Origin of the sequence: Streptococcus infantis, from assembly GCF_047463655.1 — a bacterium.
GTDB lineage: Bacteria > Bacillota > Bacilli > Lactobacillales > Streptococcaceae > Streptococcus > Streptococcus infantis_Z.
Genome location: NZ_JASHDM010000011.1, coordinates 42,568 through 60,276, shown reverse-complemented (window position 1 = coordinate 60,276; position 17,709 = coordinate 42,568). Strand labels below are relative to the sequence as shown.

14 protein-coding genes are annotated in these 17,709 nt (G+C 40.1%); all 14 read right to left on the bottom strand.

All coding sequences use genetic code 11. From position 1 onward, the window contains the following. On the bottom strand, positions 1-3,064 hold a 3,064-nt coding region (locus QM877_RS08000), incomplete at its 3' end, for a lectin-like domain-containing protein (RefSeq protein WP_414318101.1). A gap of 742 nt (positions 3,065-3,806) precedes the next feature. Next, a complete protein-coding gene (gene ileS / locus QM877_RS07995) occupies positions 3,807-6,599 on the bottom strand; it encodes an isoleucine--tRNA ligase (protein WP_281335634.1) in 2,793 nt (930 codons plus the stop codon). Positions 6,600-6,873: 274 nt separating this feature from the next. Further along, positions 6,874-7,632, bottom strand: a complete 759-nt coding sequence (locus QM877_RS07990; protein ID WP_075231300.1) for a DivIVA domain-containing protein — start codon at positions 7,630-7,632, stop codon at positions 6,874-6,876. A gap of 9 nt (positions 7,633-7,641) precedes the next feature. Beyond that, a complete protein-coding gene (locus tag QM877_RS07985) occupies positions 7,642-8,427 on the bottom strand; it encodes an RNA-binding protein (RefSeq protein WP_414318100.1) in 786 nt (261 codons plus the stop codon). Then, the gene (locus QM877_RS07980; RefSeq protein WP_414318099.1) at positions 8,424-8,687 is read right to left on the bottom strand and encodes a YggT family protein; all 264 of its coding nucleotides are present in this window, start codon (positions 8,685-8,687) and stop codon (positions 8,424-8,426) included. Before QM877_RS07980 ends, QM877_RS07985 begins: the two co-directional genes overlap by 4 nt. Further along, complete coding sequence (locus QM877_RS07975) at positions 8,687-9,238, bottom strand: cell division protein SepF (protein ID WP_075231297.1); 552 nt, start codon at positions 9,236-9,238, stop codon at positions 8,687-8,689. The genes QM877_RS07980 and QM877_RS07975 overlap by 1 nt, the downstream gene beginning before the upstream one ends. Before the next feature lie 9 nt (positions 9,239-9,247). Then, positions 9,248-9,919 carry a YggS family pyridoxal phosphate-dependent enzyme gene (locus QM877_RS07970; protein ID WP_248035604.1) on the bottom strand — a complete coding sequence of 224 codons (672 nt, stop codon included), beginning with the start codon at positions 9,917-9,919 and terminating at the stop codon, positions 9,248-9,250. 5 nt (positions 9,920-9,924) lie between these two features. Then, positions 9,925-11,181: a cell division protein FtsZ gene (ftsZ, locus tag QM877_RS07965; RefSeq protein WP_414318098.1), complete on the bottom strand. Its 1,257-nt coding sequence runs from the start codon at positions 11,179-11,181 to the stop codon at positions 9,925-9,927. Between the two features lie 17 nt (positions 11,182-11,198). Further along, positions 11,199-12,572, bottom strand: coding sequence for a cell division protein FtsA (ftsA, locus tag QM877_RS07960; RefSeq protein WP_414315556.1), 1,374 nt, complete (start codon positions 12,570-12,572; stop codon positions 11,199-11,201). 529 nt (positions 12,573-13,101) lie between these two features. Further along, the gene (gene rfbD, locus QM877_RS07955) at positions 13,102-13,956 is read right to left on the bottom strand and encodes a dTDP-4-dehydrorhamnose reductase (RefSeq protein WP_414318097.1); all 855 of its coding nucleotides are present in this window, start codon (positions 13,954-13,956) and stop codon (positions 13,102-13,104) included. 66 nt (positions 13,957-14,022) lie between these two features. Next, positions 14,023-15,072, bottom strand: coding sequence for a dTDP-glucose 4,6-dehydratase (gene rfbB, locus QM877_RS07950; protein ID WP_414318096.1), 1,050 nt, complete (start codon positions 15,070-15,072; stop codon positions 14,023-14,025). A gap of 12 nt (positions 15,073-15,084) precedes the next feature. Beyond that, positions 15,085-15,678, bottom strand: coding sequence for a dTDP-4-dehydrorhamnose 3,5-epimerase family protein (locus QM877_RS07945; RefSeq protein WP_153225226.1), 594 nt, complete (start codon positions 15,676-15,678; stop codon positions 15,085-15,087). Next, positions 15,679-16,548 (bottom strand): glucose-1-phosphate thymidylyltransferase RfbA, encoded by an 870-nt coding sequence (gene rfbA / locus QM877_RS07940; RefSeq protein ID WP_281335629.1) that lies wholly within the window; start codon positions 16,546-16,548, stop codon positions 15,679-15,681. 41 nt (positions 16,549-16,589) lie between these two features. Further along, positions 16,590-17,678 (bottom strand): non-hydrolyzing UDP-N-acetylglucosamine 2-epimerase, encoded by a 1,089-nt coding sequence (gene wecB, locus QM877_RS07935; RefSeq protein WP_281335637.1) that lies wholly within the window; start codon positions 17,676-17,678, stop codon positions 16,590-16,592. Positions 17,679-17,709: the final 31 nt, after the last annotated feature.

Here is a 17,709-nt window from a genome sequence, read left to right as displayed (position 1 = left end):
CAGCTGTCGCTGATTTCTTAGCTCCGCCTGGAAGAGTAACTTCTACAGTTGAACCTGGCTCAGCTTTACCTGTGATTGCTTCATCTCCAGCTTTAACTGGGTTCACACTTGGTGCTGATGGAGCTGTAACGTCTGCTTGACTAACAGTTTGTGCTGGTGTCAATTTTGCTGTTGACCCATTTGAGTAAGTTAATGTTGTTGAACCATCATTTCCAACTACTACTGTTGTCGCATCTGGGTTCTTTGTTCTTACTGCTGCTTCTACAGCTTGTTTTTCTGGTGTAGTTAAGGCTGACGTATTCTTAACTGGTGTTACTGTAGGTGCAGTTGGTTTAATTGTAAATACTGAGTCTGCACTTAGAGTATCTGTACTTCCATCCTTATAAGTAACCTTAACATTCGTACCATCTAAAGTAACACTTCCGATCTTGTCACTGAATGTTGGATTGGCATCTTTAACAGCTTTTTCAATAGCACTTGCTTCTGGAACAGTGTTTGATGTAATAGGTGTTGATGGAGCTACTGCAGTATACTTGAATGTTTGTGGTTTCCACATAAAACGGATACGCCCAAGTTGTCCTGGTGTAGTCGCATCACCAACATGTTCATAACCTGTATTACCCGCCGCATCTTCAGCAAAGAGGTAACGAGTGAATTGTCCACTACTTTCTGTGTAAGTGTTTTTAGGAACTTCACCAGTTACGCGAACGATAGCTGGAGTTGACTCTGTAGCAGTAGTTTCTACATGAATACCTTCAGTCTTAAGATACAAACCACCTTTAGTTCTACCGTTTAAGAAGGTAGTGTCTTCTGCACCAAGCCCACTGCGGTTATCTTGTGGTAAAGCTAGATAAGCTTTTACAATCTTACCTGAATTATCAGTTACCTTTAGCTCAATATTATTTTCTTCACCAGAGTAAACATAAATGGCTTGTGTCGCAGGATCATCATATGGAATGTGTAAGGTCGGACGAACTGTCTCTTTTACAGTAACTTTAGTTGGAGTTGATGTGTTTTTAGCTACATCTGTTGCTGTAACACTAATTTGATCATCAGCATTCAAAGCTGGAACTGGAATTGAAAACTCACCATTTTCTCCAGCTTTTGCAGAGGATTTTTGTCCATCTTGAAGGGTTACTTCTACTGTCGAACCTGCTTCGGCTGTACCTGTGATGGCTGTAGCACCTGCCTTAACTGGGTTCACAGTTGGGGCTGCTGGGGCCGTTGTATCTGGTACCGTTACTGATGTCGGTGTTGACTTGTTACCAGCGTCATCTGTCGCAGTCACAGATACGGTGTCGCCTTCCTTCAAGGCACTTACTGGAACACTGTAGCTTCCATCTTGGTCGGCTTTCGCGGATACTTTAGACCCACCTGGAAGAGTTACTTCTACGGTTGAGCCTGCTTCGGCTGTACCCGTTACCGCTGTAGCGCCTGCTGTAACTGAATTTACAGTTGGGGCTGCTGGTGGTGTGGTATCTTTTACTTTAAATACATAAGTCAACAATTGACCACCTGGAGTTAGGGTAACTGTGTTGTTTTCTTTAATGTATGAAGGAGCCTTGCTAGAATCAATTTCTTTCAGTGTATACCCTTTAGCTTCAACTGCTGCAATCTTTTTGTCTTGGGTGCTAAGGTTAATAACCTCATTTTCATCACCTGGAATCGCACTACTTGCTTCGATTTCATTACCTTTTGTATCAACAAACTTCATATGGACGATTTGTGGCGCTGTAAACTCAAATTTTTCAATCTGAACACGTTGCAAGTTTGTACCAGAACCTGTACTTCCGACAAATGAGAGGGCATAGGTAGCATTTCTAGCAGTCAAGGCATTCTTGGCTTCATTTGTCATACTACGGCTAGATTTATCAAGTTTTGTTGTCCAAGTTTGGCTACCGTATGTTACCGTGAATTCTTTTTTAGTTCCATTATAGTTAATCTTGAAATCAACCCATTGTCCATTTGGTGCTGGATTTAAAGGTTTCATCTCTGTAATAGAATTTACTCTTCCTTGATTGTTTGATGAATAAAACGCACCGAACGCATGATTCGTATCTCCACGGTTGTATGAAGGATCTGCCATTGATTTGATTTCAGGTTTTGGAGTACCTTTATTCCACCATGAGTCAAGTTTGAAACCAAAAGCTGCATTAATTCCACCCATACCGATTGATGCACCAGGAAGACCTAGTTGACTTTGCTTACCTGTATGGAAGACAAAACCGACTCCGTCACCACCATCACGTTTGTTTACGGGATGACCTTCATACTTATCACCAATATCTACCTTACCAGTGAAAGAGAAATCTTGGCTAGGATCGATTTTAAAACGTAGGTAGGCATTACCAGCCTGTCCTGATACATCTTCTGTCAACTTAATAGTTCCTGAAGATTTTTCATAACTTGCAGTTCCTCCTTCTTGGAAGAAACTTTCAAAGTTTTCCTTGGTTACGATAGCACGAGCAAGGTTAGTTTCATCAATTGAACGAGTTGTTCCTTCAGTAGTCGCACGTCTGCTTCTTACTTTAGGAGTTGCTGAAGATTCTGTAGTTGCTTCCGATGTTTTCTCAACTGCTGCTTCAGTAACTTCCTTCACACTTGCCACAGCTTGAGTCAAACGTTCAACACTTTGGTTGATTTGATCTTGGCTTGCTGAACCGTTCGCAACTAATGCTTCTGCTTCTGCAATTGCAGCTGCTACTTCAGCTTTAACTGAAGCTTCTTGACCATCCAAGTTTTTAGCTTTAGCTTGTGTCAAAACAGCTTCTAGTTGAGATTTGTCAGCTGAAACGACAGTTGTTGCTGAATTTGCTTCTACTGCTTCAGTCGCAACTGGGCTAGTTGCAGCTGGTGCAGCATAGGTAGGCCCTTCAGCATTAGGTTCTGCTTGAGCTGTTCCAGCTGTAACTTCCGCCTTAACTTCAGTTGTATCAGCTTGGACTGTTGGAATAGCTAAAGTTGCTCCAACTGCAAATACAAGCGAACAACCAAACAAGAAATGTTTTCCTTTTTTGATCATACGCCAGTTCTTCTGTTCCGCATTTTTACGATTAAAATACATCAAATATTCTCCTTTTGTGTTTATGTAGTATTATAAATACAATTTTATTATAATCTTTTTACTTAGATGAATCAAATTTATTCTTTCGATTTCTTTCGGTTTATTATATTCCAAATGTATACATATAGGTTTTTATAATATCTAAATATAGTTTTTCTCTATTTTGTTAGTTTTTTTCTTAAAAACTTGATGTTCTTTTAAAATCAAAAAGAGCAAAAATTTTCACCACACAAACATATATATTGTATGTTTTGTTAGAAACTCTTTCCTTAGCTTCCTAGAATACGTTGATTAGCTGCTAGAATTCCAAATTTATACACGGGCTTAGATATTTCTTAAGCAGCCTGCTAACAAAAAAGAGCAATTTTATTTTATAGTAAAATGAAATAAAATCTGAACAAATTGACTAGGGAAATCAAATCAATTTCTATCCATATTTTAGAAGCAACAGTGTGCTATACTATATTTGATTGAAATAAGGTATGAACAATTCGATTAGGAAAGTCAAACTAATTTCTAGAAATATTTTTAGCAGTCATAATGTATGATTTTAGATTCAATCTACTATATTATGGATTCAATCCACTATACAAAAAAGATACTTGGTAAAAAGGGCATTACAATAAAAAAACGCATAATACCAGACTTGCAAAAGTCTTGATATTATGCGTTTAATGTTGGAGAGTGCTATTGGCCTTTCTTTTCAAATTACCCTTTGGACTACCCTCGCCATTTTTTACTTTTATTTTACTTCAAATCCTTCTGCGACTGCTTCCGCAAAGTTTTCTTCTACGATGATTGCGCAGTGGTCACAGATGATTGCGTGGTAATGACGTTCTGCTGTTGTCGGGTCGATACGACGGCAACGGTCACACACTTCACCAGCTGCACGTTCTACAGTGAAAGCTACATCTTCAAAGGCTACTGCACCTTCTGGAGCTGCACCTTCTGCGATGGTCAACTCAGACACAATCAAAAGTTGAGCTACATTGCTATCAACAGCTCCAAGAAGAGTTTTCACGACTTCGTTTGGATAAACAGTCAAGTGAGCTTCAAGGGATTTACCGATGACTTTGGCATTACGAGCTTCTTCCAAGGCTTTTTGAGCTTGACCACGGAAGTCCATAAAGGCTGCCCATGTGTCCAAGATTTCCTCTTGATTAGCAAATGTTTGAGCTTCTGGCAATTCTGACAATTGAACAAAGTCTTCTGCTTCAAACTCAAGATATGACCAGATTTCTTCCGCAGTGTGAGGAAGGATTGGTGTCAAGAGTTTAGTGATTTTCACCAGGATGTCATAGAAGACAGTCTGCATTTGACGGCGTTCCAATGATTTGGCACCTTCGATGTAAACAACATCTTTGGCAAAATCAAGGTAGAAGGCAGACAAATCAACGTTGATAAAGTTCACTAGGGCTTTATAGATTGTCAAGAATTCAAAGTTTGCATAAGCGTCACGAATGGTCTTAACAAGTTGGTTAAAGCGGATGGTCATGTACTTATCAACTGAACGAAGTTCTTCGTAAGCTACTGCATCCTCAGCTGGGTTAAAGTCAGATGTATTGGCAATCAAGAAACGAAGCGTGTTACGGATCTTACGGTAAGTTTCAGAAACTTGGCTCAAGATATCCATAGAGATACGTACATCGTTGCTTGAGTCAACACTTGTTACCCAGAGACGCAAGATTTCAGCACCAAATTGTTTCTCAACATCGCTTGGAGCAATGGTATTTCCAAGAGATTTAGACATCTTCTCACCTTTACCATCAAGGGCAAAACCTTGTGACAAGATTTGTTTGTATGGTGCCACACCATGGTTAGCCACAGATGTGATAAGAGAAGAGTTGAACCAACCACGGTATTGGTCAGAACCTTCAAGGTAGAGGTCGGCTGGGTATTTGAGTTCTGGACGGTTAACCACGACACCATTCCATGATGAACCTGAGTCGAACCAAACGTCCATGATGTCTGTTTCTTTCTTGAACTCACCATTTGGTGAACCTGGATGTGTAAATCCTTCTGGCAAGAGGGCTTTAGCATCACGTTCCCACCAGATAATTGAACCATGTTCCTCAAAGAGTTGAGCTACATGTTCAATCGTTTCAGCTGTCATGATTGGTGTGCCGTCTTCTGCGTAGAAGATTGGAAGAGGAACTCCCCAAGCACGTTGACGAGAGATGACCCAGTCACCACGGTCACGGATCATGTTGTAAAGACGGACTTTACCCCATTCTGAATGGAATTTCACTTTTTCGATTTCATCTAAAATATCTTGACGGAATTTTGATACTGAAGCAAACCATTGTGGAACTGCACGCCAGATGATTGGTTTTTTCGTACGCCAGTCAAATGGGTAGGAGTGAGAGATTTCTTCTTGAGCAAGAAGGAGGTTGCCTAGTTTTTCAATGACAGTTGGCACTACCTTGTCGTAGAATTGACCTTCAAACTCAGCGCCAGCATTAGCCATCATGATACCACGTTCGTTAACTGTCACAGCAACTTCAAGACCATTAGCCACACCAACATTGTAGTCGTCCTCACCAAAACCAGGAGCTGTATGGACGATACCTGTACCAGAGTCAGTTGTAACGTGGTCACCAAGGATAACGAGTTCATCTACTGCAGTATCCCATGGGTGTTCTGTCACGATATGGTTCAATTCTTGACCACGATAAGTCGCCAAAACTTGAACATCAGTCCAGCCAAATTTCTCAGACAAGCTAGTCAATAATTCTGCAGCGACCACAAACTTACGAGCTTCACCAGTAGGTTGAACCAAAACGTAATCAATATCTGCACCAACTGTCAAACCACGAGAAGCTGTGATAGTAAATGGAGTAGTTGTCCAGACAACGATATAAGTATCTGTATCTAGAACACCTTTGCCATCTTTAACCTTGTTGGCATAGTAAAGTGATGTTGATACCAAGTCGTGGTATTCAATCTCCGCTTCAGCAAGAGCTGACTCAGATGACCAAGACCAGTAAACTGGCTTAGCACCACGGTAGATATAACCTTTGTTTGCCATCTCACCGAAGACACGGATTTGGGCTGCTTCATAGTCAGGAGTCAAAGTCACATAAGGATTTTCCCAGTCACCTGAAACACCCAAGCGCTTGAAGTCTTCACGCTGTTTATCTACTTGAGAAAGAGCGTATTCACGGCAAAGTTTCAAGTACTCAACCAAGTCCATCTCTTTACGTTTAACACCTTGTTTAGCCAAGACTTGCTCGATTGGTAGTCCGTGTGTATCCCAACCTGGGATGTATGGTGCGTAGAATCCTGACATAGACTTAGAACGAACAATGATATCTTTTGAAATCTTGTTCATAGCATGACCAACGTGGATATTTCCGTTAGCGTATGGAGGTCCATCATGAAGAGTGAAGTGAGGTTTCCCTTCATTCAACTCTTGACGACGTTGGTAGAGTTTTGCTTCTTCCCACTCTTTTTGCCAGACTGGCTCTTTTGTAGGAAGGCCTGCACGCATTGGGAAGTCAGTTTTCCCAAGATTTAAAGTTTCTTTGAGTTTCATGATATCTCCTTTTTTATATAGGCAAAATAAAAACCACGACTCGCTAAAAAGGACGAAAATCGTGGTACCACCTTTGTTCGGAAAAAGAACTAGTCTTTCTCCCTCTTTTCCCGTAACGTGGGTAACGTCAAATCCTACTAACTTCAGACTTGATAACTTGAGAGGATAATCTAATCAACAGGGATTGTAGGACTTTCACCATCTCCTACTCGCTGGAAATATGTTTGATTAGATCTTGTTCTCAGATTTTACAATTATAAATGTTGAGAAATTGTTATTCTGAATCCTCTTTAGACTCAGAACTCATTTCATTATTTACTAACGAAGATAAGTCAGATAAAGTTGATTCATCCTGTGCTTCCATCAATTCACGATTAGTTGCTTCTATACGTGCTTGGAGTTCAGCAACCTCTTCAGGTGAAAACTGACGAGTCAAATCATTGGCTTCCTCCTCATGAAATGCTGAAATATTTTCCCCCAAAGCCTCTCTAACCACCTCTTTAAAGACTTCATCACTAGTTTGTAAATAAGTTGCTGTTGGACGTAAAATTTCTTCCCAATCAGATGAATCAACGATGGCCAATTGACTTTCAATTGTAGATTTCAAGCGTTGATGGAAGACGCGACTCTTATTCTTCAGTTCTTCTGTCTCAATCGCAACCTTCTTAGCATTATCAGTTGCTTGACGTAAAATTTCATTTGCCTTGTACTTAGCTTCATCAAGCAAACGTTGTGATTCCTGTTCAGCATGATGAATGATATTATGAGAGCGTTCAGTAGCTGCTTGTTTAACTCGCTCAGCAGTATCTTGAGCAATTAAAACAGACTGACTCAATGAATCTTTCATCTCATCAAAATAAGACAAACGCTCTTCTAAATTTCTAATTTGTTGCTCTTTATCATGGTTACTTCGAACCAATGTTTCATAGTCTCGAACTACAATATCGAGAAATTCATCAACTTCTTCAGGATCAAAACCTCTAAACTTAGTACTAAAGCTTTTATCCTTAATCTCTAACGATGTAATTGGCATATTTTCCCCTCACTTACTTAATAATAATTGTATTGTCAATTTCTTCTTATCCCTTTTTGTCTGACCATTTTCTCTCAGAACACTAATTCTTCCAAAACGTCTGACACTTACTAAATCACCAATCTTAACTTGATAATCGGATTTTTCAACCAGATGGTAATTTACCTGAACATATTTTCTTTCTAATAAATCAGCTGTCTGAGAGCGAGACAATTTCAGAACATTTGACAAGAAAGCATCCAAGCGCATACTCGGAACTAAAACTTCCTTTTCCTGATAATCACTCTCGGCTTCTACCAATTCTTCAAAGGATTTGACTTCAAGTTTGACAGGCAATCGAGCAATCTTTTGAATCCCATCTTGAAAGAGAGAAGTGAATTTCCGGTCCACAATGATTTGAGCTCTATTTTCCGTTACCAATATATCACCAAACAACTTGCGATCGATTCCCAGACGATTCAGAACAGTTCCTAAAATCTTGGAATGAGTCAATTGGTCAAACTTGCTAGAATAAACAATCTCAAGCAAGTCCATTTCAAAATCCGTCAAAGTCGGTATGAAATAATCTGGTGCAAGTAGTACACGACTATACTCGCTAGCTACAAAATCATTGCTAGAAAAAACTTGAATCCCTTGATGATTGCCCAATGTCTTTAAAATAAAGACCTGATGAGGGTTGATAAAGGGAGTTAAGATGGGAGCGTAGTGCTCCTCAACCTGCCTAAGCCACTCCAAACCTTTATCAATAAAAGGAATATCCTCGACTGAAAAATGCTGATAGATATCTTTTCTCATGCTAGTATTAAAAGAAAACGGATCAGATAGTTACCGACTAAATGAACTAAAAGGACGGCCACCCAAACTGAAAAATCTAAACCACCAATACTCAGCGGCAGACGTCTCAAGGGTTGAAGAATCGGTTTGACTAAATTAGTCAACAAACGACCTGCTCTAGTCTCATAGGCATTTGGAAACCAGGATAAGAGAGCAAACGCTACAAGTATCATAGAATAGATATCTGTAGCGTTTTGAATAAAGCGAACTAGAAATATCATTATCTCACTCGTTTTCTCTTCATATCGAAATCAAACTCTTCACCATGAGTTCCCTCTGGCAAACGAATATCTTCGATGTTAACCACAACTCCTACTGGTGTCAAAAGGTACATGGTATTTGCAACCTTTCTTAATTCACCAGCAAGTACATGACGAGCTCCATCTAAATAATCTAGACAACGACGCGCTTGTACTTCAGTCATGTATTGGAAATCAATTAAAATACTTTCATTGCCTGCTAGTAAATCAACGATATCCGTTGCATCTTCGTAGCGACGAGGATAACGAACATCAATGGTTACCTTTTCTGTACTACGATGACTCTTCATCGCTAATTCTTGCTGACGAGCATGAAGGCGCGTAATATTTTTTTCCTTTGAATTCACTTGTGAAGGCTGGGGAAGTTGTTGAGCTTGTGGAAGTTCTTCCATGGGGGCAGAAACTGATGTTAGCGTTTTTTCAGGCTTTAATTCAGCAACGTTTGGTGCCACTTCTTCTCCATCTTCAGTGAAATAATCTATAAACTTTTCAAATTTATTTTTTAGTGACATGGTTATTTCCTACTTAAAAAATGCTGTGCCGATTCGAACGAAAGTTGAACCACATTGAATCGCTTCTTTGAAGTCTCGACTCATACCCATACTGAGTTCTGTCATCGGCATATTGGGGAGATGTTTTTCTTGAATGTTTTTTTGCAATTCTTGCGTTTCTTTAAATATCTCTAGTAACTCTTGACTAGTTGCTTCAAATGGAGCCATGGTCATCAGTCCCACATACTCAATCTGGTCTAATTCTGAAAGTTCTGGTAAGAGGGCTAACAATTCTTCTTTCGAAAACCCGTGCTTACTTTCTTCCTTAGAAATATTTACTTGCAAAAAGCACTTAATCTTGTGGTCTGCTCGTTTTTGAATTTCCTGAGCTAGCTTTAAGGAATCTAATGCATGAAAATAATCCACATAAGAAATCACTTCCTTGACTTTACGTCTCTGTAAGGTTCCAATCAAATGCCAGGTAAGATTCTTATCACTTAGAGCATGATACTTGTCAAGAAATTTATCAACACGGTTCTCACCAATGTGTTGCACTCCTTGCGAAACCAAAGCTGAGGCTGTTTCAACATCTACATATTTGGTCACCGCAATCACAGAAACCGAGTCGTTTTCACGACCAGCTTCCTGAACTGCATTCGATATCTGTTGAAAAACAAGGTTCGTATTTTCTTTTAAATTCATCTTCATTAACGATTTTTAAAGAATGGTGGTGTTTCCAACTCATCTTCATCCGTAGCTGCTGGAACTTCAAAACGTTCCACTGGAGAAACAACTGGCTCTCCTTGACGAACGATAGCATCGCGTCTCAAGTCCCAGTCACCAAAAGCTGATGTCTTTGGAGCTTCTTGACGACGATAACTTGGAGTTGGAATTTCTGCTGTATCAGTCATATCAAAATTACGATCAAAAGTCTGCGCATGACTAGTTCGAGCAGGTTCACGGTGTGTTGCTTGGCGCGGTTGAGGAGTTACAACTTTCTCAACTTTATCCTGACGTACTCCTGTCGCAACAACCGTCACGCGGATTTCGTCTTTCATTGTCTCATCAATAGATGTTCCAAGCCAGATGTTAACTCCATGCCCAGCTGCTTGGTTAACAATCTCTGATGCTTCTTCAGCTTCAATCAAAGTCAAGTCCAAACCACCAGTTACGTTAACGATAACATCCTCAGCACCATCGATAGTTGTTTCAAGAAGTGGTGAGTAGATTGCTTTGCGAGCAGCTTCTACAACACGTTCTTCACCGCTACCGATACCAATTCCCATAAGGGCGTTACCTTTATTGGCCATAACAGTCTTAACGTCTGCAAAGTCCAAGTTGATCAAACCAGGATTTGTAATCAAATCTGTAATCCCTTGCACACCTTGACGAAGAACGTTATCTGCTTCACTCAATGCTTCAAGAAGTGGAGTCTTCTTGTCAACGATTTCTAGCAAGTTGTTGTTTGAGATAATCAAGAGTGTATCAACATGCTCACGAAGTTCGTTAATCCCTTCGATAGCAAATTGTCCACGTTTGCTTCCTTCAAAACCAAATGGGCGAGTAACAACACCGACTGTCAAAGCACCAAGACTTTTTGCAATACGAGCGATAACTGGTGCAGCACCTGTACCAGAACCACCACCCATACCAGCAGTGATGAAGACCATATCAGCACCGCTGATCGCTTCTGTCAATACTTCTTCGCTTTCTTCTGCAGCTTTACGACCAACTTCAGGTTGACCTCCTGCACCAAGTCCACGAGTCAATTTAGGGCCAAGCTGGATAACTGTCTCAGCTTTTGTACTGCTCAAAGCCTGTACATCTGTGTTGGCTGCGATAAACTCAACGCCAGAAACGCCTTCGTCAACCATACGGTTGATGGCATTCCCACCACCACCGCCGACACCGATTACTTTAATTACTGCACCTTGTGCTGCTGCTGTATCAAATGAAAATGTCATATTTATATTCCTCTATTTTATTCGTCAAACATGCTTCCAATCAAGCTACGGAAACGATCCGTTAATTTACCTTTGCTCTTTTCTTCTGATTGAAGAGGAGCTACTGGTTCAACAGATTGGTTTGTTTCAGGCTCAGGTGTTGTCACTGTATTAAATACTGGTCGTGGAGAAACAGGTGAAACAGGTTGAGCTGAACTTCTAAAGTCAAGTGGCTGGTGGCTTAAAGCATGTTCACCTCGAATTGCTCGCTGAGCTAGAACATTCACTTCAGTAAGGCTTCCAGCGAATTCTGACAAGCTAATGACATGGGCAAAAGCAGGATTGCGAATCCCAACTTGATTTGGTACGAATAACTTAACACGGACTCCAAATACTTCTTGGGCCAATTCAACGACACCTGGAAGGAGGGCATTTCCACCAATCAAAGCAATACCTCCTGGCAAGTCTAATAGGTGACGTCTTTCCAAATCTTGCTTAATTTGCTCAAAAATGTGCTTAAGTCTTGCCGAAATAATCTCAGCCAAGTATTCTTCAGTCACTTCAACTGGTTCAACTTCACCGATCACTTCAACTTGGAAAGTTTCCTTGCTAGCTAGCGGTGGATAAGCTTCACCATAGTTCAATTTTAGACCTTCTGCAATTTTCTTAGAAGTCTTAAGAACTTTTGAAATGTCTTTTGTGACATAATCGCCACCCTCTTGGTTGACATTTGTATATTGAAGTTCTTGGTTGCGAATAGTGGCAACCGTCGTTTGGCCACCACCCATATCGATAACAGTCGCACCAAACTCACGTTCACCTTCATTCAAGACAGAGTGAACCATTGCAAGAGGTGAAATAATCACGTTATCAACTTGAATGCCTACACGCTCTACAGTTTTACGAAGATTATGGAGAATCGTACGTGGGCCAGTGTACAAGAGGCCGCGCATTTCCAAACGCACACCCATCATCCCGCGAGGATCACGAATTCCTTGGAATCCATCTACGACAAATTCCTCTGGAATAAAGGTGATAACTTCACGGTCTGGAGTCATACTTTTAGTCAAAGCTGATTTAACTACATTTTCAACATCTTGATCTGTAATTTCTCTTGTATCTGATGTCACCGGAATCATGCCCTGAGTTGGCTCAACTTGTAGCAAATTAGCTGGCAAACCAACGTTTACAGACTTGATTGAAATCCCTGCTTTTTCTTCTGCTTGAGAAATTGCAGACTTAATAGCAGTCGCTGCTGCTTCGATGTCAACGATAATCCCATCTTTGACACCTTTACTTTTGGCATTACTTACGCCAATTACATTTACTTCACCATTTACAAGCTCTGCAACCAACACTTTAATAGAGCTAGTTCCGATATCTAAGCCTGTAAAAAAACCATTCCTAGTCATTACACTGCGTCCTCTCTATCTTACCAGTTTCACACTTCTATTTTTAATAGCTACACCAAGGCATAACTACTCACAGAATATTATAACACAAAAAATACATTCGTGCTCGAATTTTCTAACATTTACGCAAGCTTTTTCTTGGATTTTTATAATTATCCGACGATTTCATCGGTGGGTAATTATAAAAGAAAACGACTGGGCAAACGCCCCCTTAAAATAAGAAAACACATAATATCAGATGTTCAAAAAAAACTTGATACTATGCGTTTTATAACGGAAATATTTACTCAATTTATCTTCAAATTGAGTTTTTACCTCCTCCACCTTTTTATAAAGTCACTGGAAAATGGGTCCTATTTTCCGCAACTGTCCAAAAGAAAATTCTATAAATCTATTTCCTAGTGCGAGTGTCTATCACACATAGTTCGACTTCTCTAATAAAATCATTTCATCCTTTAGCATGAGTGATAGGGCACTAATCCTGAAATATCTCTAGTTCAAAATATACTTTATAGCAATATTTCAATATTTATTTTTTAAGGTCTTGTTTATAAAATTCTTTCAAGGCATCTTGCCAAGTTGGGATGACAAATCCAGTAGCTTTGGCTTTTGCAAGGCTCATTGTTGAGTTTAGCGGACGTTTAGCTTTTGCCGGAAATTGACTTGAATCTACTGGCTTGATCTCCACATCTGTATCTTTCAAAATTTCAACCGCAAAGTCATACCAAGTTGTGTCTTCCGTTGCATCATTTGACAAATGATAATAACCAAATTCCTTGCGATTTTCAGCTAGGAAAGTCATGAACTCGGCCAAGGTACGCGTCCAGGTTGGTCGACCATGTTGATCATTTACAACTGTCAAGGTCTTATGAGTTTTAGCAAGATTTTGCATTGTGAAGACGAAGTTTTTGCCATAATTTCCAAAAACCCAGGCAGTACGGATAATATAGAAGTTTGAAACGTGTTTTTCTACAAGCTCCTCTCCCATACGCTTAGTACGACCATATTCCGTTTGAGGATCTGGTTTGTCATCCACTTCCCACTCTTGTCCAACTGGTTTCTTACCGTCAAATACATAATCTGTAGAGATGTAGACTAGAGTTGCACCATGCTTTTCGGATGCTTTGGCGACATTTTCTGTCCCCGTAACATTGATGGCAAAGTCCAGTTCTTTTCCTTCATCCTCAGCTGCATCAACAGCTGTGTAGGCTGCACAATGGTAAACTAAAGTCGGTTTCACTTGGGCAAAAACTTTCTCAACCATTTCTGCATCGGTAATATCCATCTCAGCCACATCAACCGCAACGTATTCTTCATTACGCTCATCCAACAAATAACGAAGTTCCGTTCCTAATTGGCCATTTGCCCCTGTAATTAAAATCATTTTTCTTCCTTTCAACTGATTTACAATTCTTCGGTATAGCAATAAAAAGCAGAAAGTTTCTGCCTTTTATTTTTCAAGAACCTCTTGTGTTTTAGCGTAGTTGGCTTCAACAGCTTCTTTTTCTCCTTGCCACCATTCTTGGTTATCTCTGTACCATTGAATGGTTTCTTTGAGACCTTGTTCGAAGTTGGTGAATTCTGGTTTCCAGCCCAACTCATCACGGAGCTTGCTTGCGTCAATCGCATAACGAAGGTCATGTCCTGCACGATCAGTCACATGATCATAGGCATCGGCAGGTTGTCCCATTTCCTTAAGGATTAGTTCCAAAACTTCCTTGTTGTTCTTCTCACCATCAGCACCAATCAAGTAGGTTTCACCGATTTGCCCTTTTGTCAAGATTGTCCAAACACCTGAAGAATGGTCATTAGTATGAATCCAGTCACGAACGTTCTTACCTTCACCATACAGTTTTGGCTTAATTCCACTTAGGATGTTGGTAATCTGGCGTGGGATAAATTTTTCAATGTGTTGATAAGGACCGTAGTTATTTGAACAGTTAGAAATCGTTGCCTTCACACCAAAAGAACGTACCCAGGCTTTGACAATCAAGTCTGAAGCCGCCTTAGTTGATGAGTATGGAGAGCTTGGATTGTATTTGGTATCAGCAGTAAATTTCTCACCTGGACCTTCACCATGACCAGGCAAATCTTCGCGTAGAGGAAGGTCGCCATAAACTTCGTCTGTAGACACATGGTGGAAGCGAATGTCGTATTTTCGAGCTGCTTCCAAAAGAGTATAGGTTCCGATAAAGTTAGTATGGATAAATGGCGATGGATCATTGAGCGAATTGTCATTGTGACTCTCAGCAGCATAGTGAACGATAGCATCTGCTTGAGCTGCCAACTTGTCTACCAAGTCCGCATCCGCAATGTCCCCAACAACCAACTCAACACGATCACCTAAAATTTCCTCAATATTAGCGCGGTTTCCAGCATAAGTCAACTTGTCCAAGACTGTCACGTGAACATCTGGAAAATTCTTGTAAACATAATGGACAAAGTTGGAACCGATAAAACCAGCTCCTCCTGTCACGATAATTTTTTTGTATTCAGTCATATTCTTCCCTTTTTACAAATCTTCTTTTTTCAAAGGTTTTACATCCTTAAGTAGTGGATGATTTTTATCAGCTTCTGAAACCTCTGCTTCTGCAAGATTTTCCCATTCAATGCCAAGGCTTGGGTCAGCGTAGTTCACAAAGGCATACTTAGGTTTGAGCTCGAGAGCCCAGTAGTCATTGACCAGATAACTATAAGAAACTGTATCTGATAGGACTTGGAAACCATTGGCCACACCTCTAGGAACAAAGATTCCCTTACTTGCATCAATGACTGTCTGATAGGTATTCCCAAAGGTTTCACCCTCGCGTAGATCAACCCAAGAACCCAGAACTTTCCCTCCATCTGCTACAGAGATGTACTTATCCCAAGGCTCTGCGTGGAGGCCTCGAAGGACATTTTTACGTGAGAAAGATACATTGTTTTGCAATTTTCCTTCTGCAAAGAAAGACTCTGGAAATCCAAGTGGAAGCATTTTTTCCTTTTGGAAATTTTCTTTAAACCAGCCACGATTATCTCCATGAACGGGAATATCGAACTCCAACATACCTGGAATTGCATCAACCTTACGTGCTGCAAGTGCCTTGCCGAAAAAATTATCTGTCATCTATGCTTCTCCAATCAAACGGAGCAGATACTGTCCGTATTCATTTTTCTTAAGTGGTTGGGCTAAGGCCAACACATCTTCGTGATTGATATAGCCCATGCGGTAAGCAATTTCTTCCAAGTTTGCAACCTGAACATTTTGCATACGTTGGACTGTTTCGATATATTGTGAAGCCTCTAGCAAACTTTCATGAGTGCCCGTATCCAACCAGGCAAAGCCACGTCCCATAACCTCAACGGATAAATCTCCGCGATCTAGGTAAGCCTTGTTAACGTCTGTAATTTCCAATTCACCACGCGGGCTTGGTTTAATACTTTTGGCAATTTCTACTACATCATTATCGTAAAAATAGAGACCTGTAACTGCATAATTTGAACGAGGATGTTCTGGCTTTTCTTCGATAGAAATGGCGTTCATGTCTTCATCAAACTCAACAACACCGAACCGTTCTGGGTCCTTCACATGGTAACCAAAAACAGTCGCTCCTGACTCCTTACTAGCCGCTTTTTGTAGCATCTTCGAAAGGCCAGGACCGTGATAGATATTGTCACCCAAGATCAGAGCAACTCTATCATCACCAATAAACTCTTCACCAATGATAAAGGCTTGCGCCAAACCATCTGGACTCGGTTGCTCCGCGTAAGAAAGTTTAATCCCGAACTCAGAGCCATCTTGCAAAAGTTCTTTGAAACGAGGCAAATCTTGAGGAGTTGAGATAATCAAAATATCCCTAATCCCAGCCAACATCAAAGTTGAAAGTGGATAGTAAATCATCGGTTTATCATAAACCGGCATCAGTTGTTTTGATGCAGCTCGAGTCAATGGATATAAACGTGTCCCCGAACCACCCGCGAGAATAATACCTTTCATAGTAGGGTACCTTTCTATATTATTACTTTACCTAGCCTCGCTTAAATTCCGCGTAAAATACGAACTATCTGTTTACTAGCATCACCATTTCCATAAGGATTACTAGCTTGACTCATTTTTTTATATTCTTCGGAATCGTCTAAAAGCATCTTAAAGTTTTGATAAATAGTCTCCTCATCAGTTCCAACCAATTTCAACGTTCCGGCAGCTACTCCTTCAGGTCTTTCTGTCGTATCTCGCATGACCAATACAGGCTTTCCTAAAGAAGGAGCCTCTTCCTGAACTCCTCCTGAATCAGTTAAAATCATGTAACTATGATTCATGAAATTATGAAAATCAAGAACATCCAAAGGTTCAATAATCTGAATACGTTCTGTGTCTCCAAAAATTTCCGCAGCTGTTTCACGCACCAAGGGATTTTTATGAATTGGATAAATTACCTTAACATCATCGTATTCATTTAAAACTCGTTTAACAGCTCTAAACATGTGTTTCATAGGTTCTCCGAGATTTTCACGTCTATGAGCAGTTAGTAGAATAAGACGAGTGTCAACGTTTAAATCTAAATCAGGGTGTGTATAATCCTTTTGTACTGTAGTTGTAAGTGCATCAATAACTGTATTTCCAGTTACATAAACATTCTCTCTACCCTCTTTTAAAAGATTTTCTTTAGCCAATTCAGTTGGAGCAAAATGATAATTTGCAATAATAGAAGTCGATTGTCTATTAAATTCTTCTGGGAAGGGACTTTGCAGGTTGTAAGTTCGTAACCCAGCTTCAACATGGCCAACCTTAATTCCAAGATAAAATGCTGCCAAAGCTGCTGCATATGTTGTAGTAGTGTCACCGTGAACTAGAACAATATCTGGTTGTTCTTCTTCTAAAACAGGTTTAATTTTTTCTAAAATACTTGTTGTTATAGAGAACAAGGTTTGATTAGCTTTCATTATTTCTAAATCATAGTCTGGTTGAACTCCAAACAATTCCAAAACAGGGATAACCATCTCCTTGTGCTGACCAGTTACACAAACAACTGTTTCCATATCTGCCTGTTTTTTCAACTCATTCACTAATGGACACATTTTTATCGCTTCTGGACGTGTACCAAAAACTAGCATTATCTTCATGATTTCCTCCTAAATCAATAATTAAATTCTTTAT

Bases quoted from the DNA above. Each gene is read 5' to 3' on its own strand.
- ileS (WP_281335634.1), bottom strand. From the start codon at position 6,599: ATGAAACTCAAAGAAACTTTAAATCTTGGGAAAACTGACTTCCCAATG.
- QM877_RS07990 (WP_075231300.1), bottom strand. From the start codon at position 7,632: ATGCCAATTACATCGTTAGAGATTAAGGATAAAAGCTTTAGTACTAAG.
- QM877_RS07985 (WP_414318100.1), bottom strand. From the start codon at position 8,427: ATGAGAAAAGATATCTATCAGCATTTTTCAGTCGAGGATATTCCTTTT.
- QM877_RS07980 (WP_414318099.1), bottom strand. From the start codon at position 8,687: ATGATATTTCTAGTTCGCTTTATTCAAAACGCTACAGATATCTATTCT.
- QM877_RS07975 (WP_075231297.1), bottom strand. From the start codon at position 9,238: ATGTCACTAAAAAATAAATTTGAAAAGTTTATAGATTATTTCACTGAA.
- QM877_RS07970 (WP_248035604.1), bottom strand. From the start codon at position 9,919: ATGAATTTAAAAGAAAATACGAACCTTGTTTTTCAACAGATATCGAAT.
- ftsZ (WP_414318098.1), bottom strand. From the start codon at position 11,181: ATGACATTTTCATTTGATACAGCAGCAGCACAAGGTGCAGTAATTAAA.
- ftsA (WP_414315556.1), bottom strand. From the start codon at position 12,572: ATGACTAGGAATGGTTTTTTTACAGGCTTAGATATCGGAACTAGCTCT.
- rfbD (WP_414318097.1), bottom strand. From the start codon at position 13,956: ATGATTTTAATTACAGGGGCAAATGGCCAATTAGGAACGGAACTTCGT.
- rfbB (WP_414318096.1), bottom strand. From the start codon at position 15,072: ATGACTGAATACAAAAAAATTATCGTGACAGGAGGAGCTGGTTTTATC.
- QM877_RS07945 (WP_153225226.1), bottom strand. From the start codon at position 15,678: ATGACAGATAATTTTTTCGGCAAGGCACTTGCAGCACGTAAGGTTGAT.
- rfbA (WP_281335629.1), bottom strand. From the start codon at position 16,548: ATGAAAGGTATTATTCTCGCGGGTGGTTCGGGGACACGTTTATATCCA.